General features: G+C 65.0%; 21 protein-coding genes. 9 read left to right on the top strand and 12 right to left on the bottom strand.

Annotated elements, in window-relative coordinates:
- Positions 1-9: 9 nt before the first annotated feature.
- From EN874_RS23155 to speB, 4 genes are all read right to left on the bottom strand, one after another.
- Positions 10-864: an ABC transporter ATP-binding protein gene (locus tag EN874_RS23155; RefSeq protein ID WP_127427448.1), complete on the bottom strand. Its 855-nt coding sequence runs from the start codon at positions 862-864 to the stop codon at positions 10-12.
- A 165-nt stretch (positions 865-1,029) separates the two neighbouring features.
- Complete coding sequence (locus EN874_RS23150) at positions 1,030-2,043, bottom strand: ABC transporter substrate-binding protein (RefSeq protein WP_126084891.1); 1,014 nt, start codon at positions 2,041-2,043, stop codon at positions 1,030-1,032.
- 176 nt (positions 2,044-2,219) lie between these two features.
- Positions 2,220-2,996, bottom strand: coding sequence for a 4-hydroxy-tetrahydrodipicolinate reductase (gene dapB / locus EN874_RS23145; protein ID WP_127427447.1), 777 nt, complete (start codon positions 2,994-2,996; stop codon positions 2,220-2,222).
- A 62-nt stretch (positions 2,997-3,058) separates the two neighbouring features.
- A complete protein-coding gene (gene speB, locus EN874_RS23140; protein WP_127427446.1) occupies positions 3,059-3,868 on the bottom strand; it encodes an agmatinase in 810 nt (269 codons plus the stop codon).
- Positions 3,869-4,077: 209 nt separating this feature from the next.
- On the opposite strand from speB, the gene EN874_RS23135 reads away from it, so the two are divergent.
- On the top strand, positions 4,078-6,849 hold the full coding sequence (locus EN874_RS23135) for a sel1 repeat family protein (protein WP_127427445.1): 2,772 nt from the start codon (positions 4,078-4,080) through the stop codon (positions 6,847-6,849).
- On the opposite strand, the gene EN874_RS23130 is transcribed toward EN874_RS23135, so the two are convergent.
- Together EN874_RS23130 and EN874_RS23125 are read right to left on the bottom strand one after the other, a co-directional pair.
- On the bottom strand, positions 6,850-8,955 hold the full coding sequence (locus EN874_RS23130; RefSeq protein ID WP_127427444.1) for a molybdopterin oxidoreductase family protein: 2,106 nt from the start codon (positions 8,953-8,955) through the stop codon (positions 6,850-6,852).
- A gap of 87 nt (positions 8,956-9,042) precedes the next feature.
- On the bottom strand, positions 9,043-10,920 hold the full coding sequence (locus tag EN874_RS23125) for an ABC-F family ATP-binding cassette domain-containing protein (protein ID WP_127427443.1): 1,878 nt from the start codon (positions 10,918-10,920) through the stop codon (positions 9,043-9,045).
- On the opposite strand from EN874_RS23125, the gene EN874_RS23120 reads away from it, so the two are divergent.
- The 3 genes from EN874_RS23120 to EN874_RS23110 all read left to right on the top strand — a co-directional run bounded on the left by EN874_RS23120 (position 10,907) and on the right by EN874_RS23110 (position 12,730).
- Positions 10,907-11,317 (top strand): hypothetical protein, encoded by a 411-nt coding sequence (locus tag EN874_RS23120; protein WP_127427442.1) that lies wholly within the window; start codon positions 10,907-10,909, stop codon positions 11,315-11,317. The genes EN874_RS23125 and EN874_RS23120 overlap by 14 nt on opposite strands.
- 187 nt (positions 11,318-11,504) lie before the next feature.
- Complete coding sequence (locus EN874_RS23115) at positions 11,505-12,227, top strand: lysozyme inhibitor LprI family protein (RefSeq protein ID WP_168247562.1); 723 nt, start codon at positions 11,505-11,507, stop codon at positions 12,225-12,227.
- A 311-nt stretch (positions 12,228-12,538) separates the two neighbouring features.
- On the top strand, positions 12,539-12,730 hold the full coding sequence (locus tag EN874_RS23110; RefSeq protein ID WP_127427440.1) for a hypothetical protein: 192 nt from the start codon (positions 12,539-12,541) through the stop codon (positions 12,728-12,730).
- A gap of 84 nt (positions 12,731-12,814) precedes the next feature.
- On the opposite strand, the gene EN874_RS23105 is transcribed toward EN874_RS23110, so the two are convergent.
- The 5 genes from EN874_RS23105 to EN874_RS33795 form a co-directional block, all read right to left on the bottom strand.
- A complete protein-coding gene (locus EN874_RS23105; protein WP_127427439.1) occupies positions 12,815-13,096 on the bottom strand; it encodes a hypothetical protein in 282 nt (93 codons plus the stop codon).
- Between the two features lie 10 nt (positions 13,097-13,106).
- Positions 13,107-13,547, bottom strand: a complete 441-nt coding sequence (locus EN874_RS23100; protein ID WP_126084900.1) for a MucR family transcriptional regulator — start codon at positions 13,545-13,547, stop codon at positions 13,107-13,109.
- A 349-nt stretch (positions 13,548-13,896) separates the two neighbouring features.
- On the bottom strand, positions 13,897-14,106 hold the full coding sequence (locus EN874_RS23095; protein WP_127427535.1) for a hypothetical protein: 210 nt from the start codon (positions 14,104-14,106) through the stop codon (positions 13,897-13,899).
- Between the two features lie 29 nt (positions 14,107-14,135).
- Positions 14,136-15,161, bottom strand: a complete 1,026-nt coding sequence (locus tag EN874_RS34440; RefSeq protein ID WP_245513641.1) for a DMT family transporter — start codon at positions 15,159-15,161, stop codon at positions 14,136-14,138.
- Positions 15,162-15,214: 53 nt separating this feature from the next.
- Positions 15,215-16,048 (bottom strand): hypothetical protein, encoded by an 834-nt coding sequence (locus tag EN874_RS33795; RefSeq protein WP_168247561.1) that lies wholly within the window; start codon positions 16,046-16,048, stop codon positions 15,215-15,217.
- A gap of 111 nt (positions 16,049-16,159) precedes the next feature.
- Here EN874_RS33795 and EN874_RS23070 point away from each other — a divergent pair, with 111 nt between their 5' ends.
- The gene (locus EN874_RS23070; RefSeq protein ID WP_127427438.1) at positions 16,160-17,128 is read left to right on the top strand and encodes a LysR substrate-binding domain-containing protein; all 969 of its coding nucleotides are present in this window, start codon (positions 16,160-16,162) and stop codon (positions 17,126-17,128) included.
- Positions 17,129-17,396: 268 nt separating this feature from the next.
- Here EN874_RS23070 and EN874_RS23065 read toward each other — a convergent pair whose 3' ends face one another.
- Positions 17,397-17,579, bottom strand: a complete 183-nt coding sequence (locus EN874_RS23065; protein WP_127427437.1) for a hypothetical protein — start codon at positions 17,577-17,579, stop codon at positions 17,397-17,399.
- Between the two features lie 135 nt (positions 17,580-17,714).
- On the opposite strand from EN874_RS23065, the gene EN874_RS33790 reads away from it, so the two are divergent.
- From EN874_RS33790 to EN874_RS23050, 4 genes are all read left to right on the top strand, one after another.
- A complete protein-coding gene (locus EN874_RS33790; protein WP_168247560.1) occupies positions 17,715-17,870 on the top strand; it encodes a hypothetical protein in 156 nt (51 codons plus the stop codon).
- A 171-nt stretch (positions 17,871-18,041) separates the two neighbouring features.
- A complete protein-coding gene (locus tag EN874_RS23060) occupies positions 18,042-20,123 on the top strand; it encodes an ATP-dependent helicase (protein ID WP_127427436.1) in 2,082 nt (693 codons plus the stop codon).
- Positions 20,124-20,244: 121 nt separating this feature from the next.
- Positions 20,245-20,556, top strand: coding sequence for a hypothetical protein (locus EN874_RS23055; RefSeq protein ID WP_127427435.1), 312 nt, complete (start codon positions 20,245-20,247; stop codon positions 20,554-20,556).
- Between the two features lie 60 nt (positions 20,557-20,616).
- Positions 20,617-20,802 (top strand): hypothetical protein, encoded by a 186-nt coding sequence (locus EN874_RS23050; RefSeq protein ID WP_127427434.1) that lies wholly within the window; start codon positions 20,617-20,619, stop codon positions 20,800-20,802.
- The last annotated feature ends 67 nt before the right edge of the window (positions 20,803-20,869 follow it).

Below are 20,869 nucleotides of genomic sequence, written 5' to 3'. Positions count from 1 at the left end.
TTTCTCCTCTCAATGGCCGGTCTGCAGGCCTCGGCTCTGGCCGAGCTGCACTTCCTCGCGCAGGTCGTTCCAGATCACCTTGGCGATCTCGATGAATTTCTGGTCGTAGCGGATGTCGGCCATGACGCGCGGGCGCGGCAGGTCGATGCGGTAGACGCTTTTCACCGTGCCCGGGCCGGCGGTGAGCACGTAGACCTTGTCGGCCAACGCCACCGCTTCCTCGAGGTCGTGGGTGACGAAGACCACTGAGGATTTCAGCTCCGACCAGAGACCAAGCAGCTCGTCCTGCATGGCGGTGCGGGTCTGCATATCGAGCGCGCTGAACGGTTCGTCCATCAGCAGGATCTTCGGCTGGTTGATGAAGGTCTGGGCAAGGGCCACGCGCTTGCGCATGCCGCCCGACAGCTGATGCGGATAGTGTTTCTCGAAGCGGGCAAGGCCGACGCGGGCGATCCAGTCGCGCGCCCGCTCATAGGCTTCAGCCTTCGGCGTGCCGCGATAGAGCGGGCCGGCGGCGACATTGTCGATGACGCTGCGCCACGGAAACAGCGCGTCGGCCTGGAAGACGAAGCCGATGTCGCGGCTGATCTGGGTGACGGGATTGCCCATGACGCGGACATTGCCGGTGGTCGGCCTGAGCAGGCCGGTGACCAGGTTGAGCGTCGTCGACTTGCCGCAGCCGGTCGGCCCGACGACGCAGGCGAACTCGCCGTGCGCCACCGTCATGGTGAAATCGCGGATCGCCGTCATCATGTGGCCGTCGGGCGTGACGAAGCGCAGCGTCACGTCGTCGATGGCGATTGCGGCATCGGCCGGCGGCGCGGCCGGAGACAGCCTTTCGGCCGCCATGGTTTGCAACTGCATGGCACACTCCTTTGGCGATGGTGCGGGGATGCCCGGGGGCTTACGCCCATGGGCCTGCGGTGCCTCGGCATCCGGAAGGCGCCGCTGCCGAATTGATTCAGGCAAGCCGCGCAAGTTGTTGTTCTTCAACGACCGCGCCGGGCAAGCGCGGCTCGCCAATCGATGCTACTTGGCGGCGTCGACGAATGCCGTGGTGTAGGTCTTCGACAGGTCGATCTGCTTGCCCTGCAGGCTCTTGGAGAAGGTCGACAGCACCTTCAGCACAGTCTCCGGGCCATCGGCGGGCATGCGGCCGTCGGGCGTGAACATCGCCTTGCCGCCGGCCAGACCCTGGACATAGAGGTCCTTGTTGCCGGCGTAGTAGTCCTTCGGCATCTGGTCGGCGATCTCTTCGGCCGAGTGGCTGGCGATGTACTTCATCGTCTTGACGAAGGCATTGGCGAGCTTCTGCGCCTCGTCCTTGTGGCTCTCGATCCAGGCGGATTGGACATAGAAGGACGCCGCCGGATAGTTGCCGCCGAGCGCTTCCTTGGTCTTCTCGGGCGTGCGCATGTCGACCAGCACCTTGGCCTCGCCGGTCTGGAGCAGCTTGGCGATGGTCGGCTCGGTGGTCATGCCGGCCTGGATCTGGTCCTGCTTGACGGCGGCGATGAAGGTGTTGCCGGCGCCCACGGGCAAAAGCGTGTAGTCGCCAGGCTTCAGGCCGTTGCGCACGGCAAGATACTGCGTCAGGAAATCGGTCGAGGAGCCGAGGCCGGTGACGCCGAGCGTCGCTCCCTTGAAGTCGGCCGGCGACTTGATCTCCGGATGCTTGGCGGAAACCAGCTCCACCTCGCCGGGCGCCTGGCTGAACTGGACGATCGACTGGATGTATTTGCCCTTCGACTGCAGGTCGACGGTGTGATCGTAGAAGCCGACGACGCCCTGCACGGCGCCCGCCAACAATTCGTTTTCGGCCTCGACGCCGGCGCGGGAGTTGACCAGCTCGACATCGAGCCCCTCATCCTTGAAGTAACCGAGCTGCTGGGTGAGCACGGCCGGCAGGTAGATCTGCTTTTCCATGCCGCCGACGATGATGGTGATCTTGTCGGCGGCCGATGCCGCCGTCGCGCTGGCGGCGACAACGGCAAGCGTGAGCGCTGCCGAACGCAAGACGCACTTCGAGATGAAACCGGTCACGTAACTTCCTCCACCTGGGCGGCGCGCCCTCCAGGCTGCGCCGCATCTCCTCCTTGCCGGCCGCTCCCCGACCGGTCACGCGGCAACGCCGCAGAACTGTCATTGCATGCCCAAGCTTTCAGCTGGCTTTCAGCCGTTTTGACGGCCGAACGGACGAATTCCGCGGCGACTGCCGATCACGAAGCGACGAAGCCAAGCAGGTCGCGCATGTCGTATTCGCCCGGCGGCCGGCCGGCGACCCAGAGCGCCGCCGCGATGGCGCCGCGCGCGAACATCGAGCGGTCGCTAGCGGCATGCGAAAGCGTGAGCTTCTCGCCCTCGCCGAAGAAGCTGACGCTGTGTTCGCCGACGATGCTGCCGCCGCGCAGCACGGCAAAGCCGATCTCGCCCTGCGGGCGCGGGCCCACGATGCCGTTGCGAGCATGCTTGGCCACACCGTCCAGCCTGACGCCACGCCCGCGCGCGGCCGCTTCGCCCAGCATCAGCGCCGTGCCCGAAGGTGCATCGACCTTGAAGCGGTGATGCGCTTCGAAAATCTCGATGTCGCAGTCGTCGGCACCGAGCGCCCGCGCTGCCTGCTCGACCAGACCGGTCAGCATGTTGAGCCCCAGCGAATAGCTGCCGGAACGCACGATGGCGATTGTCTTCGCAGCCTCGGCGATTGCGGCCAGTTCGGCAGCGTCGAAGCCGGTCGAGCCGATGACCAGCGCCGGGCCGCCGCGCGCGGCGCAGGCCTTTGCCAGTTCGGCCGAAGCCGCCGGCGTGGTGAAATCGATGACCACATCGGCAAGCGCCAGCGCCTCGTCGCGCTCGACCAGCCCCTCGCCCGCGCTGCCCGGCCGATGGAAGCGCACGATAAGCTCCAGCCGCGGATCGGCCTGAACGGCTTCCGCCATCTGCCGGCCCATGCGGCCGAGCGCGCCGGCTATGGCTATCCTGAGCGGCTGCGGCATGGCTTTCCCCGTCGAGATGCGAGTCGCAACAAACCTTTAGCACGCCGCCTTAGCAAATTGATTCAGCCGGCCGTCGCGCCGTTCGTCTTCAGCATCATGCCGGCGATCTCCTTGACCAGCTTGGCGGCGACGAGCGCGGTGACGTTGGAAAGGTCCTGGCGCGGATTGTATTCGACCACGTCGGCGGCGACGATTGGCTGGTCTATTCCCTGGATCAGGCCGATCACCTGGCGGGTGGTGAAGCCTCCCGGCTCACGGTGGGAGATGCCGGGGGCGAAGGCTGCATCGAGCGCGTCGATGTCCATCGAGATATAGACGGGCGTCTTGAGGTCGAGTTGCAAGCCTTCCTTGAAATGCCGCATCTCCACCACCTCGACGCCGAAGCGCCTGAACTGGTCGCGATGATGGTCGTTGACGGTGCGCAAGCCGATCTGGATCAGCCGGTCGGCCAGCCGCTCTTCCATGATCCGGGCGAAGGGCGAGGTGTGCGAGCGCGGATTGTCGTCATAGGAATGATAGATGTCCGGGTGCGCGTCGATGTGCACGATCGTCAGGCTCGGATGGCGGCGGCGCACCGCGCGCAGCACCGGCCAGGAAATCGCGTGGTCGCCGCCGAGCGAGATCAGCGGGTGCCCAGCATCCAGAGCGCGGCCGACCTCGTTCTCGATCCGCTGCCACGGGTCGCCGGCTTGGGTGAAATCGATGTCGCCGTGATCGATGAAGCGATCGGTCAAATCGAAGCCGCTTTCCGACCACGAGGTGTAGGCGTCGCTGGCCAGCTCGCGCCGGATCAGCGGCGGCGCCTCGGCCGGCCCGCGCAGATAGGACGAGTTCTCGTCATGCGGAATGCCCAGAAGCGAGACCTTGGCCACGGCATCCTCCTTCGTTGCGTGGTGCCTCTATAGCCGCCGGAGCTGGCGGGTGCGACCGAAGCCGCTTGGGCCAGATCGCAAAGCCCGCAGAAAGCTGGGGCGAACCGCGCGCGAATGTGAAGCGCCACACTCATCATCGCTGACGTGACGTGCTAATTTGGCGTCAGTGTCCGGCTGCGACGCCCGGACCGTGTCCGAGGGGGACGCCCATGTTGCGGCCAGTGCATGTCCTGGTTCTTTCCTGCCTCACTGTTCTTTCCTGCTTTGCTCCGGCGTCACTTGCCGGCGGGGCCTTCGCGGCGCAGGCGTCTTCCGACAAACCCGACGATGCGGCAAAGAAGGCCGCGCTCGCCGAGGCGATCAGCACCTGTGACCGTGGCGCCTCCGTGCCGCTCGACCCTGAGGCCAAGGCGCCGCCGGTCCAGTATGGCGCGCTCTTCCCATTCGATATGAACCTCAGCAAACTCAAAGACCTGGCCAACAAATGTCAGGCGGCGATGCTCGGCGCGCCACAGGAAAAGCGGTTGACGCTGCAATGGCTGAGGGTCGAAGTGGCGCTCGACCAGCCGGGACTGACCTGGCTCATCCCGCAGGTCAAGCCGCTGGCCGATGGCGGCAGCCCTGAAGCGAATTTCCTGCTCTACGAGTTCTACTCGGTGCATCGGCGCGACAGCGCGGATGCCGGTGCGCCGTCGGTCACGCGCGAAATGGCGCTCGATGCCTTGCAGAAAGCTGGCGCGGCCGGTCATCTCACCGCCCTGCTGACGCTGCTGCGCCAGTATGGCGAAGGGCCGCTGCTGCGCCGCGACGCGCGCAAAATGGTCGAGATCGCGCAGCGCATCAGCGGCGCGCCGGCCCAGGGCCAGTCGCCCGGCGAATGGGACGCCCAGCTCCGCGCCGCCATGCCGCTGCTGATCGCGCAGAAGACGCTGGAGAAGGATGGCTTCACCAGTGACGAGCAGCAAAAGGCCTTTCATGCTGTCGAGGCCGATTCCCAGGCCGGGACCAATGACTCCGGACGATCCGCGCTCGCCTACATCACGGCGCTGCGACTGGGCCGGGGGACGCCGCAGGATGCGGCAAAGGCCAGGCAGTTGCTGGAGGCGCGCGCCGGTCACGACGACTACGCCGTCCCGATGCTGGCCGACATGCTGGCCAAGGGCGAAGGCGGCCCGGCGGACGGCAAGCGCGCCATCGCCATGCTGCGCGCCGCCACCAAGAATGTTGCCGAGGCCGGGCCGATGCTCGCCGGCCTGCTGCTGGACGGCAAGTTCGTCGGCCGCCAGCCGCGGGCGGCGGTCCAACTATTCAACGCCTCATGGGATCTCGATGCCTGCATCAGGCTTGCGGGCCCGCTTCTCGACTATGACGGCGTGCGGGTCGACTATCCCGATCTGCTGGTCGAACGCCTGAGCGACGGCGCCGAAGCGGGCGAGCCCGGCGCGGCACTGGCGCTGGCGCGGCTTGAGCTTTCGGACAATCAGCAGTTCAAGAGCGAGGACACCGCGCGCGCCATGCTGAAGCCGCTGGCGGATGCCGGCGACCGCGACGCGCTCTGGCTCTACGCCTCGACGCAATATGCCAATCTCGATTCGACCAGCTATAAGCCGTCGCGCCGCGACGACGGGCTGAGCGACGATCAACTGAAAGCGCTGATCGACCAGGGCGAAGCCAAGAAGGAAGTGCAGGCCTATCTGCTGCAGGCCAAGCTCCTGCGGCGGGGCGTGGTCTACCCCCAGGACGACGCGAAGGCGACCGCGATGCTGATCAACGCCGCAAATCTAGGCAGCGTCGAGGCGATGGTCCTGCTGGGCGAGGCCTATGACAACGGTCTCGGCATCGACAAGAACCCGCGCGAACGCCTGCATGCGTGGCGCGAGGCGGCGCGGCTCGGTTCACTCAAGGCAAAAAGCAAGCTCGCCAATGCTTTCACCTTCGACAGTTTCGATCACCTGATGACGCTGCGCGAAGGCATCACCGACCGTATCGCGCTTTACAATGACGGATTCGGCAGAATGGGCGCCGGCGTGTTCGGCGGCGGCGCCGACATCGAACTGAGCGGCCTGTTTTCCGGACCGGCCTCCAGCGCCGGAACGGCTGCGGTCGCCGCCGCCGTGATGGACGCGTTCCGCGAGGCGCCAGCCGGCCTCGAGGAAGAGAACCTGGTCGGCGTCGGCAAGACGCTGCCGGACGAAATCCGCGTTGCGATCGAGACGACGCTGAAAAGCGAAGGCTTCTACGCCGGTGAGCCGAAGGGCTATTTCGGCCCGGACGCGCGCAAGGCGCTGGCTGACTGGGTCGACGCGAAGGGCCCGCTTGGCGATGCTCCCAGCCCGCAAGCCGCAGGGGCGCAGCAGGCAGCGCCGGCCACCGACCTGCTGGCGGGCGAAATTCTCGACCGCGTCCGCGACAAGGTCTTCACCCAGGCGCAGGCCGCCAAGACCGAGAAGCAGAAGCTGGCCGCCATCAAGCAGCTCGACATGCTCGCTCGCTATGGCGACCTGCCCTCGCGTTGGGCGCTGGTGCGCAACTACCATCAGGCAAAGGCAGTGCGAGCGGTCGTCACGCCCGACCAGGTCATACGTTATGCGCTCGACATCCTCGTGTCGAAACCGGCGGGCGTCGACAAGGCGGAATTCGAATTCATCTTCGACCTGACGCAGATCGCGCAGGATCGAAAATCGAAGGCGATGGGCAACGCCACGTTGCAGGCCATCCGCGACGATCCGCGCCTGCAGGATCCGCTGACGCTCGGCGCCATCATGGGCCAGTTCGCATTCGCGCCCGACGCCTGCGACTCCGTACTGGCCGCAGCCCGCAAGGCCGGCATCGACGGGTTGGGCGAGGACGGATGCGACGAGGACACGCGCACGGCACTGATCGCCTATGCCAAGGACAAGGGCGCGTCCGGCATCGATGCGACGGCCCGCAAGGCGGCCGCGGAGCAGATCAAGGCGCTGGACGCGCAGGCGACGAAGTAGTCAGAGCGCCCGCAACCACACCTTGTTGTCGTGGAAGGCGGCGCCGCCATAGGGCGCGGGCGCATCGGCGCCGGTCAGCACGTTGATGCCCTCGCCGCGCTCATGCGCGCTGTTCGGCCAGATGCCCTCGGCCACCACGACGCCGCGCTTCACGCCGTCGAAAAGCTTGGCATGCAGCACGAGGTCGCCGCGACGGTTGCCGACCTCGACGCGGCCGCCATCTTCGATGCCGAGCGCCGCGGCGTCGTCGGGGTGGAGTAGCAGTTCCGGCCGACCTTCCTTGGCCTTCGACACCGGCGTCTCGGCAAAGGTCGAGTTGAGGAAATTGCGCGCCGGCGAGGTCGTCAGCCGGAACGGATGCTCCTCATCCGCGACCTCGATCAGCTCGACATGGTCGGGGAATTCAGGCAGCCGCTCGACCGGGCCTAACAGGCCCATGCTTTTCGGCGGCCGGTTGGGCGCCGACTGCCCGGTCCAGTTGGCGCGGAAGTGGAATTTCCTGTCGGCATGGCCGAAACCGTTGATGAAATGCGCGTCGTCGAAGCCGGGCTGCAAGTCCATCCACTTCTGTTCCTTCAAGCTGTCGAAGCTGCCGATCCCGCGCTTGCCGAGGATGATGTCGATATGCTCCTTCTCGGTCAGGCCGAAGCCCGGCCGGTCGGAGACACCGAGCCGCTTTGCCAGTTCCTCGATGACGAAATGGTTGGTGCGCGGCCCCTCGGGCGGCTCGATCAGCTTCGGCCCCAGCGTGACGTGCTGGTTGCCACCGCCCTTGTAGACGTCGTCATGCTCCAGAAACATCGTCGCCGGCAGCACGACATCGGCGAGCCTGGCCGTGTCGGTCATGAACTGTTCGTGCACGCAGGTGAACAGGTCGTCGCGCATAAAACCCTTAGTCACCAACCGCTGCTCGGGCGCGACGTTGACCGGATTGGTGTTCTGGATGAGCAGCGCCGTCACCGGCGGACCGCCATAGAGCGCATCCGCCGCACCGGTCAGCACCGGACCGATCCGCGAATGGTCGAGATAGCGGATGTTCGGGTCGCGCATCGCGGTTCCCTCGAGCACATCCTGATCCAGCTTGAAGATGCCGGAATTGGAGTGGAAGGCGCCGCCACCCTCATACTGCCAGGCGCCGGTGACGGCGGCGATGCAGGAAGCGGCATGCATGTTGACCGAGCCGTTGCGCTGGCGCGCAAAACCGTAGCCGAGGCGGAAATAAGTCCGCTTTGTCGTGCCAACGAGGTGGGCGAAGGCTTCGATCTCAGCGACGCTGAGCCCGGTAATGGCGGCCGCCCATTCCGGCGTGCGTTCTTGCAGATGCTCTTCCAGCCCGCGCGGGTCGTCGGTGTATTTTTCGAGAAAGGCGCGGTCGGCCATGCCATCGCGGAACAAGACATGCATGACCGCGCAGGCGAGCGCGCCGTCGGTGCCGGGCCGCAAAACAAGACCGAGGTCGGCCTGTTTCATCGTGGCGTTGTCGTAGATATCGATGACGACGATCTTCGCGCCACGCTCTTTCCGCGCCCGCATCGCATGGGTCATGACGTTGACCTGGGTGACCACCGCGTTGGTGCCCCAGATCACCACGCAATCCGACTTCGCCATCTCGCGCGGGTCGGGACCGCGTAGCGCGCCCGCACCCGCCATCCAGCCAGTCCAGGCGAGATTGGTGCAGATCGAGCCGAAGAATCCCGAGTATTTTTTCGCGTGGCGCAGCCGGTGGATGCCATCGCGCTGCACCAGACCCATCGTGCCGGCATAGTAATAGGGCCAGACCGTCTCCGAGCCGTATGTCTCCTCGGCCCTGATGAACTTCTCGGCGACGAGGTCGAGCGCCGCTTCCCAGCTCGCTTCCCTCCAGGCGCCCTCGCCTTTGGCGCCGGCGCGCACCAGCGGCTTCAGCAGGCGGTCGGGATGATGCACGCGGTCGGCATAGCGCGCGACCTTGGCGCAGACGACGCCGGCCGTGTAGCTGTTCGTCTTGGCGCCGTGGACGCGGCCGATGCGGTTATTGTCGAGAAGCTCGACGTCGAGCGCGCAGGTGGAGGGGCAATCGTGCGGACAGGCCGAATGGCCGATCCTGAGCTTGGCATGCTGGTTCATGGGGGGCGTGTAGCGGGTTTTGGCGGAGAGGTGTAGGGCCAGATGGGGCTTCCCCTTCTCCCCTTTGTTTGGGGAGAAGGAGAGGCGCTACTCCGAGATCCCTTCCTCGTATTCCGCCGACATGGTCAGCCACTTGTCCTCGTTCTGCGCCAGCGTATGCGCCAATTGCGAGCGCTCTTTGGCCAGGCGCGTCGCGGTGGACGGATCCTTTTCGTAGATCGCCGGATTGGCGAGCTCGTCCTCGATGAGGTCGATGCGCTTGCGGATGCGGTCCATCAGCGCCTCGGTGGCGCGGATCTCCTTGGCCAAAGGCTCGAGCGCCGAGCGCCGGGCGGCCGCCTCGCGGCGGCGGTCGGCCTTGGAGGCCTTGTCCGCTTCCTTCTGCTCGCGGCGGTTGGACGAAACGCCGGTAACCAGCGTCTTGTAATCCTCGAGGTCGCCGTCATAGGGATTGACCGCGCCGTCCTTGACCAGCCAGAGCCGGTCGGCCGTCGCCTCGAGCAGATGCCGGTCGTGCGAGATCAGGATCACCGCACCCGGAAAATCGTTCAGCGCATGGATCAGCGATTCACGGCTGTCGATGTCGAGATGGTTGGTCGGCTCGTCGAGGATGAAGAGGTTCGGGCCCTCGAAGGCCGACAGGCCCATCAGCAGCCGCGCCTTCTCGCCGCCGGACAGGTCCCTCGCCGCCGTGTTCATCTTCTCGGTCGACAAGCCGAACTGGGCGACGCGGGCGCGCACCTTGGCTTCGGGCGCGTCCGGCATCAGCCGGCGCACATGCTCATAGGCGCTTTCCTCTGGCCGCAGATCGTCGAGCTGGTGCTGGGCGAAGATTGCCACCTTCAGCCCCGGCGCAATCGTCATCGTGCCGGTCTCGCCCTTCAGCCGGCCGGCAAGCAGTTTGGCGAAGGTCGACTTGCCGTTGCCGTTGGCGCCGAGCAGCGCGATGCGGTCGTCGGCATCGATGCGCAGCGTCATCTTCTTCAGCACCGGATTGTTCTCGGTGTAGCCGACATTGACGCCGTTGAGCGCAACGATCGGCGACGCCACCGTCTTGACCGGCTCGGGGAAGGAGAACGGCCGCACCGTGTCGTTCACCACGGCGGCGATCGGCTTCAGCTTCTCCAGCGCCTTCAGGCGCGACTGCGCCTGCCTCGCCTTCGAAGCCTTGGCGCGGAAACGCTCGACGAAGGACTCCATGTGCTTGCGCTGCGCTTCCTGCTTGGCGCGGCTCTTCTCCTGCAATTCGCGCTGCTCGGTCAGTTGGCGCTCGAACTGATCATAGCCGCCGCGCCAGAAGGTCAGCTTCTTCTGGTCGAGATGGACGATCGAGTTGACGGCGCGGTTGAGCAGGTCGCGGTCGTGCGAGATCAAAAGCACGGTGTGCGGATACTTCGAGACATAGTTCTCGAGCCACAGCGTGCCTTCGAGGTCGAGATAGTTGGTCGGTTCGTCGAGCAGCAGAAGGTCCGGCTCGGAGAACAGCACGGCGGCGAGCGCGACGCGCATGCGCCAGCCGCCGGAGAAGGACGAGGCTGGCCGCCGCTGCGCGGCATCGTCGAAGCCGAGGCCGGCAAGGATGGTGGCCGCACGGGACTCGGCCGAGTGCGCGTCGATGTCGGCGAGCCGCGTATGGATCTCGGCGATGCGATGCGGATCGGTGGCGGTCTTTTCCTCTTCAAGCAAAGCCGCACGCTCGACATCGGCCTTGAGCACGATCTCGATCAGCGGCTCCTCGGTGCCCGGCGCTTCCTGCGCCACCTGGCCGATGCGGGTGTTCTTCGGCAGGCTGATCGAGCCGGTCTCGGACGGGAAATCGCCTGTGATCGCCTTGAACAGCGTGGTCTTGCCGGTGCCGTTGCGGCCGACGAGACCGGCCTTGGTGCCGGCCGGCAGGGTCAGCGAGGCATGATCGAGAAGCAGGCGCCCCGCCATGCGCAGCGAGAGGTCGTTGATGATGAGCATGGGCTGCGCTTTTGCACGGGACATCGGCGCTTCGCAAGAGCCAGGCCGCGGATGGGGCTCGCCGCGCGCGACCGTGGACCATGCGGCAGAAAAACCCGACGGACTGGAACCACTCGCCTCCCCGAGCGTTTTGGGGCCCGTGATCCGCTATCTCGCACTCGCCTTCATCTTCTTCCAGGTCGCCACGACGGCTGCGCTGGCGACGCAGGTGGTTCTGTTCGCGGGCGATGCCGCTGGAGCACTCTCCTCGACTGAGCCGGCGAGCGCGTTGCTGACATCTTCAATCTCCCCGCTCGTGGCAGAGACGGCCGGCGGACCGGAGGCACGCCAGATGGAACACCTGCTGATCCAAATCGATCCCGGAGAACAATCTCAGGCGTCGCCTGTGAACGACTGAGAGGCCGGCGGCACAGCGCCACCTGTGCCCTTCTCCAGTTGGAGAGATTGCGCGCTCGTCCGCTTTCGCCAATCGCAACCGCTCACCCTTTGGTTGCCACGTCTCCGGTTTGACGTTGATGGCTGCCATCGTCTCAACCTATGCTGGCGCGAGCGGCTGGGGCCTATCCACGCAAAGGACAGATCCGATGACGTGTAAGACCACCCTCCTTTCGGCCGTGCTGGCAGTGGCGGTTGCCGCCATGATGGCGGTCCCTGCCCAGGCCGCAGACTGCGCGGCGGCGAAGACGCAGGCCGATCTCGCCACATGCACAGCCAAGGACGCGACCTCGGCCGATGCCGCGCTCAACGTCGTCTACAGGGCGCTGGCGGAACGCCTCACCACCGCCGACCAGCAGCGCCTGCGTGATGCGCAGCGCGCCTGGATCCCGTTCCGCGACAAGGAATGCGCCTTCCGCACCCGGCCCTATGCCGACGGCTCGGTGTATTCGAGCCTGGTCGAAACCTGCAAGGCGGAGCTGACCCAGGCCCGGCTGGCGCAGTTGCAGCACCAATTGCAATGTCCGGAAGGCGACCTCTCCTGCGTACCGCAAGCCGCCGGCGCCGCCGCGCCTGCGACGGCTGGTGCCGCGCCTGCGACGGCTGGTGCCGCGCCTGCGACGGCTGGCGCTGCGCCTGCGACGGCCGCTCCTGCCAAGGCAAGCCAGAACGATACGCGGCCGTGCGTGCAATCGGCAGGCAAGGCGAAATCGGACCAATATGTCTCGCAATGCATTCAGGTGTCGCCGGCGACACATCCGCCCTGCAACGGCCAGAACGCGTGCGGCATGATGATCGACGAGATCAAGCGCGGCTGCGCCATGATAGGCAACGACAACCCGCCTGCCTTCTGTTCCGCTTACAAGGACTGAGCGACACAGCGGGGCCTGGCCGTTCAGTCCGGCCCCCCGTCACCGATCGGTGAGCAATGCTATTTCCTCGCGTAGGAGAGGGCCATCCTGCCAAGACAACCGCAACTTCCACCTTGGCTTATATTGGCGCGGCTCGCACAGTTGCCAGCAGAAAAGGTCGCAAATCTTTTGATCCAGCCGTGATGCTTGGCGAAAAATTGGTTTCAGTTTTACCGCAATCCTGCGAATTTATGATTGCGCCATGAGTCGCGCATAGGCGCCAATAACAATCAACAATAACAACAATAACTCGACTGTGTCAGGAGCTCACGATGGACGGAGCAGCCAACGATCTGCGCATGCTGAGATATGTCGCGGAGATTACGCGCAGGCTTGCGAAGATGCTTTCACGCACGCGCTATCAGATGCTGGTCTATTTCCTGGAGATGACGGCTGTCGAGGCCGATAGCCTCGCGGCCGAGCAGGACCGCCGCGCCGAGGTCGGCAAGCCACCTCGCAACTGAGGACTGCCAGAGCACCGGCAGGACCGCCGACACGGTCTGGCTATCTGCCTTCCGGGAATGCAGAGGACGCAATCGCGCGCCTTTTCATCCGCCGATGATGCCGCCCAGGACGGCGAGGCATCTCAGCCGTCGCGCAGCAACGACCAGCCGATCGTCATGCTCGACGATGGCGCGCTCGAAATTGTCGAGCGCGACAAGCGCGGCATGCAGATCGACGGCCGGCAGGTCCAATGAGAACAGGACGCGCCGCGCCTTGACCCCTTCGCCGGCGTCGGCGGAAGACTGGAGGGCCACCCTGCGACGCAATGCGTCGAACGCGGCCACCCGGTCGGCCGACAGCTTGGCGTCGTCCGTTGCAGGCAACATGGCCGTCGGCTCAGGCCTTGGCTTTGCGCTTGCCCTTGCCCGAATCCGCGGCCGGCTTGCGGCCCAGGCCGGAAGACTTGGCGAGCGCCGAGCGGGTGGCCGAATAGCTGGGCGCCACCATCGGATAGTCCGCCGGCAGGCCCCATTTGGCGCGGTATTCGTCCGGCGTCAGGCCATGGTCGGTCGACAGATGCCGCTTCAGCGACTTGAACTTCTTCCCGTCCTCGAGGCAGACGATGTGATCGGGGAAGACCGAACGCTTCGGATTGACGGCCGGCGTCTGCGGCGCGCTCTCCTTGACGGCGACGCCGCCGGCGAGCTTGCGCACCGATGCGCTGACGCTGGCGATCAGATCAGGCAGGCCGGAGGCCGGAAGCGGGTTGTTGCCTACATAGGCCGAGACAATGTCGGCGGTCAGCTCGATTGCAGTCTTGTCGTCGATATTGGACAATTTTTTTCATCCTCTGCTGGCTCTCAAGTGACCAGCTGTTTTTAAGACTTTGGTCTAGGTATCGTATAGGACCTGTCCCCCAACGGACCGTCCAGAGTCAGTAAACGCACGAGACTCAATACCGCAGGTATGTTTTCACTGCGGATCGCGACCGCGCAAGTTAGGAATTCTAATACCTATAACAAACACTTTACGCGCTGAAATCCGGCGCAAGACCGGAAATGACCGGGCAGCACTTCGATTTTTGCGAGTAATTCCTGCAAAAATCGAATTCAGGACGGATATGGATGCTGGCGAACAGAATCACGTCCGGATGACCGATCGTGCCCGATTCGATGGCGCGAGTCGCTTATTTCGCGGCGGCCCCGCGCCGGAGGGTGGCCGGTCCGCCGCCGGCCAGGATATCCAGAACGCGTTTCCAGCGGGCGCAGCGGCCGAAATCCTTCTGCTCGATGGCCTTCTCGGCCTTCATGGCGGCATAGAGCTGCGCGTCGGCACCGAATTCCTTCACCAGCCAATGCGCCTCCTGCCAGGCGCGGCGTTCATCGTCGTCAAGTATGTTTCCTGGCATGTTTCCTGGCATGGTCTTCAGGCCTCCGGACGTTCGATGCCTACAGCGATGCAACTGCCGATGACGAGGACAGCGCCGGCAATGGCCGTCATCGACAGGCTTTCGCCCGACAGCGCCAGCAAAAGCGTGGAAGCGATCGGCGTGAGATAGGCGACGACCGCGAGCCTGCCGCCCTGGTCGAGGCTGAGCGCCCGCGACCAGAAATAATAGCCGAGCCCCATCGGCCCGGCGCCGAGATAGAGGCCGAGCAGCAAATCCAGGCCGCCCATGCCGCAGACGCCGTCGTGCAGGCACCAGGCAAAGGTCAGCGCGACGCCGAGCACCGCGGAGGGCAAAAGCAGGCGGTCGGGCGGCACGGCCAGACGGCCCACGGCGATTGAATAGAAAGCCATGCAAAGCGCCGAGCCCAAGGCGGCGCAATAACCAACGAGGCCGCCTTCGAACCAGGCTTGCGCGCGTCCGCCGGAGATCACCAGCGCCACGCCGGCGAAGCCGAGCGCGGCGGTGAGCCCAAGCAACAGCGGCCGCTTCGGGTTGCCGATGACGATGATCCCGGCCGCCACCATAAGCGGCCAGGTATAGGCGACGAGATTGGCCTCGATGACCGGCATCGAGGCGAAGGCGACGTATTGCAGCACCATGGTGCCGACGAGGCCGATGAAGCCGACGGCGTAGGCGGCGACCGGGGTCCTTTCCTTCTCCCCCTGTGGGAGAAGGTGGCCTCGCGAAGCGAGGTCGGATGAGGGGTGTTCCAGCGAACGCCAACGTCTCACTTCGCTGGAACACCCCTCATCCGTCTCGGCGCTGCGCGCCGATCCACCTTCCCCCACAAGGGGGGAAGGAGAAGCGCCCGCAAGCCTGATCAGCGCAAAGACCAACGCCGCGCCGCAGAACTGCAAAAACTGCACATGCGACACCGGGTGGCTCGCAAGCAGTGTCTTGCCGACCAGGGCATTGGTCGCCCAGAGCGCCACGGCGCCGAAGGCAAACGCCAGCGCCGCGGTCGAGGCACCATTGGACCGGGATTGCTGGCTTTCGACCATGACCGGAGCGAGGCTCGGCGACGCCGAAGGCAGCCGAGCCGGGTCATCTGCCACTACCACGATTCCCTTGCTCCGCCCGCGACCGGCTCGGCGGCCCGCTTCGACACCGGATGTTCTTCGGCATGGCGGCGATAGGCCGGCAGCTGGTTCGTCCAGACGTCGTCGGCCAGTTCGTTCACCCAGGCGCGGTCCTGGTCGTTGTCGGCGGCGAGGTAGAACATGCGGTTGTCGTCGACATAGGGCTTCGTCACCGAACGCTGGTTGACCACCAGGGTGACGCGCGAGCCGAGCTGGATCGGCGCGGTGCGATGCAGCACGCCGAGGAACTGGCCGAGCGTGGCGTAGTTCATCTTGTGATCGATGCGCATGACCTTGTTGCGCGGCAGGTCGCGGCCGGATTCGAGGATGGCGCGGCCGGTCTCGGAATCGTCGCAATAGATCTCAAGATGGCCGCCGATCAGAGGGTCGCTGATCGAGAGCGGAATGAGCTCCGTGACCGGAACGCCATCGCAGTGCCATTCGACGGCGCCGTCCTTGGGGTTCATGAAGGTGACGGTCGAGCCGACGATCGACAGCGGATAGGGTTCGAGCTTGGTGCCCATCATGTCGGACAGCCGTTCCAGCCGCAGCCTGTCGTTGAGCAGCTCCTTGATCTCCGGAATGTAGCGATCGGCGCCGGTGATGAAGGTGAGGTCGAGATGCTTGTGCACCGCATGGCTGGCCTTTAGCTTCAGTGCCGCCTCCTCGATCGCGGCAAGCAATTGCGCGTCGTAGCCGTGAAGATACTGGGCGACCCCGAAGCTCGACACTTTCCACGCCGTATCATGGCCGATGATGGCTTCGCGGCTCATCGCATAGCGCAGTTCGGGGATTGTATGGGCGTTCATTCTACTTCTCCAAGGTAGGGGCAACACTTGGTAAACAGTCGATTAAGCCGCCCGCCCCTGTAAATTTAGGAATGCTGGTGCTACTTTAAGCGCAGCTAAAGGTCGAACCCCGTGCGTCTGCTCAGTCAGGTCAACCTGAACTCGCTGAAAATCGTCGAAAGTGCCGCCAGGCACCGCAACTTCACGCGCGCCGGCGAGGAGCAGTTCATTACCGCCTCCGCCGTCAGCCAGCGGGTGAAGAGCCTGGAAGACCAGCTGCGCTTCAAGATCTTCCAGCGCGGCGGCAATGCGGTGTCGCTGACGCCGGAGGGCGAGACCTATGTGGCGCGCGTGCGCGAGGCGCTGGAGCGGATCGTGGCGGCAAGCATGGAGGCAACCGGCCAGTCCCAGTTGCACGTGCTGAAGATTTGCGTGCTGCCGACTTTCGCCGCGCGCTGGCTGTTTCCGCGCCTATCCACTTTCCAGCGGCAGTATCCGGACATCGAGATGCGGGTGTCGACCTCCTATGCGACGCATGAATTCTCGGCCTCCGAATACGATCTGGAGATCCGCTACGGCGACGGCAACTTCCCCGGCCTCCATTGCGAGCTATTGTTCAAGGAGGACCTGACGCCGGTGTGCAGCCGCAAGCTGTTCCATGAGGTGTTGGGCGACAAGCCGCCGTCGAAGGTAACGCCCGAGGATCTGAGGCATTTCACCCTGCTCCACTCCGATACGTGCACCCAGAACTGGCAGTCATGGCTGGCCTTTGCCGGCGCGAGCTTCGTGCTGGGCGAAACCAAGAGCATCTATTTCGATTCCTGCATGATGTCCTACGAGGCGGCCAATGCCGGCATGGGCTTTGCCGTCGCCAACCGCGCCTACATGGCGAGCGACATCCGCGCCGAACGGCTGGTGGCACCCTTCGCGGTGCACCATCCCAACACCGCCGGCTGGTACTTCGTCAGTCCGATCAACGCGCACGGCGCCCGCAAGGTCGAAGTTTTCAAGCAGTGGATCATGGCCGAGGCGGCGCTGACGCAGCGCCAGCTGGATCTCGAGATCGCCGGCATACCAGTGAAGCGGGCGGCGATGGCCTGAGGCAGGCTGCGAACACGCAATCCTTTTCAAAGATTTCTCGGTCCTTGAAAGACGGCACCAGCCATCGATAGCCGGCTTGCGCGATCACGCCATGACGCGGCGGAGAGACTCAGCTATCTTCATGTGTGCGGCGGGCCTGATTTCCCGCTTGGCCGGCGCTTTCCAGCTTCCTCCCAAGCAGCGCCGGCCTTCTTCTGTGGCGGCAGCGTCATTTCCCGATCACCGCCGCCTGTTCCGGCCGAGTATTCCTGCCCGCGTCGTCGCACCATCACTGCGCCGGCGGTGTGCCCTGCTGGTCGCCGCCGGTGGTCGATTTCGGCACCGGGTTCTTGTCGACTTGCGGGTTCTGATTGACGGTGTCGCTTGGTGCCTTGGTCGGCGGCACGCTGTTGTCGCAGGCGGCAAGCGCGAGCCCTGCCGCGAGAGCCAGCAGCACAGGAAGCTTCTTCATGACGACCTCCTCTCGGTTGCCCCTTTTTCTTTGGGGCAAACGAGGCGGCGGCGGTTTGGTTGCGTGGGCCGGCGGGAACCAATCATCCAAGCCCCGGTTGAACTCCCAACAATCCAACGCACCGAGGAGATGGTCATGATCCGCCTGCTGCTTGTCGGACTGTTCGCTTACAGCGCCTACCGCGTCACGATGAGGATCATCTATGAGATGTCCGGCGATGCCGCGCCGCTGGACGAACGACGGACGCTGCGGCGCCAGTCCGCCGCGATGGGGGTAGAGCCGAAGCGGTAGTTGCCTTTCCTCGCCCCCGCCGAAGGTGGGGCGAGGAACCCAAGTCCAGAAAGCCGGCGCGAGAGCGCCCCGTCCGCCCTGCCGCGCATCTCCCCTCTGTTGGACCGCTTTCGCTATTCGCCAGCGCGTGAGTTGTATTGCGAACAAAGCGGAAACGATGCTTGATGGGCCATGAACATCGCCGCCCGTGATTCGTCCTTCGAAGCGCCCGCCTATCTCGCCCGGCTGAATGACGAGCAGCGGCTGGCGGTGGTGCATGGCGACGGCAAGGTGGCAGCACCTCTGCTGGTGATCGCCGGTGCCGGATCCGGCAAGACCAACACGCTGGCGCACCGCGTGGCGCACCTCATCGTCAAGGGCGCGGATCCGCGCCGCATCCTTTTGATGACCTTCTCGCGCCGCGCGGCGTCGGAGATGGCCAAGCGCGTCGAGCGCATCGCCGGCGAGGTGCTGGGGCGCGACGCGGCAATCATCGCCGACGCGCTCGCCTGGGCGGGCACCTTCCACGGCATCGGCGCGAGGCTCTTACGAGACTATGCCGAGCAGATCGGGCTCGATCCCGCCTTCACCATCCACGACCGCGAGGATTCGGCCGACCTGATGAATCTCGCCCGGCACGAGCTCGGTTTTTCCAAGACCGAAAGCCGCTTTCCGACAAAAAGCACCTGCCTGCAGATCTACTCCCGCGCAGTCAACGCGCAGGCGCCGCTCGGCGAGGTGCTCGGCGCGGCATTCCCCTGGTGCGCGGCATGGGCGGACCAGCTGAAGGAGCTGTTTTCGGCCTATGTCGAAGCCAAGCAGGCACAGAACGTGCTCGATTACGACGACCTTCTGCTCTATTGGGCGCAGATGGCGGCGGAGCCGGAGATCGCGGCGCATCTCGGCAGCCGTTTCGACCATGTGCTGGTCGACGAATACCAGGACACCAACCGGCTGCAGGCCTCGATCCTCTTGGCGCTGAAGCCGGACGGCGCCGGCCTAACCGTGGTGGGCGACGACGCGCAGTCGATCTATTCCTTCCGCGCCGCGGAAGTGCGCAATATCCTCGACTTCCCGAAACAGTTCACGCAAGGCGCCGAGATCGTCATGCTGGAGCGCAATTACCGCTCGACCGAGACGATCCTGGCTGCCGCCAACAAGGTCATCGGCGAGGCCAGCGAACGCTTCACCAAGAACCTTTGGACCGAGCGCCGGTCGTCGCACAAGCCGCAACTGGTCAGCGTGCGCGACGAGGCCGAGCAGGCCAATTATGTCTGCCACGCGATCTTGGCCGAGCGCGAGGCCGGCACGGCGCTGAAGGCGCAAGCGGTGCTCTTTCGTGCCTCGCATCACAGCGGGCCGCTGGAGGTGGAGCTCACGCGCCGCAACATCCCCTTCGTGAAGTTCGGCGGCCTGAAGTTCCTCGACGCCGCCCATGTCAAGGACATGCTGGCGATGCTGCGCTTCGCCGAGAACCCGCGCGACCGCGTCGCCGGCTTTCGCGTGCTGCAGCTCATGCCGGGCATCGGCCCTTCCGCCGCCTCGCAGATCGTCGAGGCGATGGCGACGTCGCTGGACGAGACGCTGGGCCTTGCCCGCTTCCGGCCGCCGCAGCGCACGGCTGCAGACTGGCCGGTCTTCCTCGATATCTACAGCGGGTTGCGCGCCGGTCCGAAATGGCCGGCCGACCTCGAGCGGGTCAGGCTCTGGTACGAGCCGCATATGGAACGCATCCATGAGGACGCGATCACGCGCCGGGCGGACCTCCTGCAGCTCGAGCAGATCGCGTCGGGCTATCCCTCGCGCGAGCGTTTCCTGACCGAGCTGACGCTCGATCCGCCCGACGCCACCAGCGACCAGGCCGGCCCGCCGCATCGCGACGAGGATTACCTCATCCTGTCGACCATCCATTCGGCGAAGGGCCAGGAGTGGAAGAACGTCTTTGTGCTCAACACCGTCGACGGCTGCATCCCGGCCGATCTCGGCGTCGGCAGCAAGGAGGATATCGAGGAGGAGCGGCGGCTGCTCTATGTGGCGATGACGCGGGCCAAGGACAGCCTGCATCTGGTGGTGCCGCAGCGCTTTTATCCGCACAACCAGCCCGCGCGCGGCGACCGCCACGTCTATGCCTCGCGCACCCGCTTCATTCCGGCCTCGATGCTTGAAGCCTTCGAGCAGTCATCCTGGGCAAGCGCCGCGATCAAGGACGACCCGCGCCAAAGGCCGGGCGTCAAGGTCGATCTCGGTGCCCGCATGCGCGGCATGTGGAAATAGCATCCGCCCGAACATCGCCCGACCCGCCAACACAACGAGCAACCGCCCTGCAGCCTTCGCCATGGAACTTTTCACCCGGCAATGGATTTCCGTTAGGAAAATCTAATGCAAGGAGGCTGCAATGAAGAATCTTATTCTAGCCGCCATGCTCGGCGTGGCTGCCATGGCACCGACAACGATTGCGGCGCAGGCGACAAGCTTGACCATCATCACTGATGACGACATGGGCCGGTACAATGACGACTACTACTGGCGCCGCCATCACATGCGCGACGACAACTGGCGCTACAGCAGCCGATACGAGATGCGCGATTGGCGCAGCTATCGTCACCATCGCGACTGCATGGTCAGGGTGCACAAGCGCTGGCACCACCATCATTGGGTCGTGAAGAGAGCCTGGAGCTGTGGCCGCCATGGAGGCTGGCGATACTAGGAGCCATCCCCTTCACGAAATTGACGCCGCGGCGGGCGGCGCCTGTAGGACAGGTGGACAATGCGCTTGATCCCATCGGCGATGAGTTGGCGGCAACGGCTTGCCGAACGGGCCGGCCAGCTCTTCGTCAACATTGTTGCGATGTTGTTCGCAGGGGTTGCCATCCTCCTGCTGGTGTTGTCAGCACATTACCACGTCCCGCAACCCCCGGCGGTGATGGCGATCACGACCAGATCCGGCCCATGACGATCTGCCTCGCGATTGCCGCCTCTGGCGGCCGGCAGGAAAAGATCTCCCAACGTGGAACCTCGCG

It is taken from the genome of Mesorhizobium sp. M1D.F.Ca.ET.231.01.1.1 (genome assembly GCF_003999155.2).
Taxonomy (GTDB): domain Bacteria; phylum Pseudomonadota; class Alphaproteobacteria; order Rhizobiales; family Rhizobiaceae; genus Mesorhizobium.
This window is presented reverse-complemented; position numbering and strand designations above follow the sequence as displayed.

What these genes read in the sequence shown, in the direction of transcription:
- EN874_RS23125 (WP_127427443.1), bottom strand. Translation starts at nt 10,920, where the DNA reads ATGCTCATCATCAACGACCTCTCGCTGCGCATGGCGGGGCGCCTGCTT.
- EN874_RS23110 (WP_127427440.1), top strand. Translation starts at nt 12,539, where the DNA reads ATGGACGGAGCAGCCAACGATCTGCGCATGCTGAGATATGTCGCGGAG.
- dapB (WP_127427447.1), bottom strand. Translation starts at nt 2,996, where the DNA reads ATGCCGCAGCCGCTCAGGATAGCCATAGCCGGCGCGCTCGGCCGCATG.
- EN874_RS23135 (WP_127427445.1), top strand. Translation starts at nt 4,078, where the DNA reads ATGTTGCGGCCAGTGCATGTCCTGGTTCTTTCCTGCCTCACTGTTCTT.
- EN874_RS23130 (WP_127427444.1), bottom strand. Translation starts at nt 8,955, where the DNA reads ATGAACCAGCATGCCAAGCTCAGGATCGGCCATTCGGCCTGTCCGCAC.
- EN874_RS23060 (WP_127427436.1), top strand. Translation starts at nt 18,042, where the DNA reads ATGAACATCGCCGCCCGTGATTCGTCCTTCGAAGCGCCCGCCTATCTC.
- EN874_RS23050 (WP_127427434.1), top strand. Translation starts at nt 20,617, where the DNA reads ATGCGCTTGATCCCATCGGCGATGAGTTGGCGGCAACGGCTTGCCGAA.
- EN874_RS33790 (WP_168247560.1), top strand. Translation starts at nt 17,715, where the DNA reads ATGATCCGCCTGCTGCTTGTCGGACTGTTCGCTTACAGCGCCTACCGC.
- EN874_RS34440 (WP_245513641.1), bottom strand. Translation starts at nt 15,161, where the DNA reads ATGGTCGAAAGCCAGCAATCCCGGTCCAATGGTGCCTCGACCGCGGCG.
- EN874_RS33795 (WP_168247561.1), bottom strand. Translation starts at nt 16,048, where the DNA reads ATGAACGCCCATACAATCCCCGAACTGCGCTATGCGATGAGCCGCGAA.
- EN874_RS23105 (WP_127427439.1), bottom strand. Translation starts at nt 13,096, where the DNA reads ATGTTGCCTGCAACGGACGACGCCAAGCTGTCGGCCGACCGGGTGGCC.
- EN874_RS23155 (WP_127427448.1), bottom strand. Translation starts at nt 864, where the DNA reads ATGCAGTTGCAAACCATGGCGGCCGAAAGGCTGTCTCCGGCCGCGCCG.
- EN874_RS23065 (WP_127427437.1), bottom strand. Translation starts at nt 17,579, where the DNA reads ATGAAGAAGCTTCCTGTGCTGCTGGCTCTCGCGGCAGGGCTCGCGCTT.
- EN874_RS23055 (WP_127427435.1), top strand. Translation starts at nt 20,245, where the DNA reads ATGAAGAATCTTATTCTAGCCGCCATGCTCGGCGTGGCTGCCATGGCA.
- EN874_RS23115 (WP_168247562.1), top strand. Translation starts at nt 11,505, where the DNA reads ATGACGTGTAAGACCACCCTCCTTTCGGCCGTGCTGGCAGTGGCGGTT.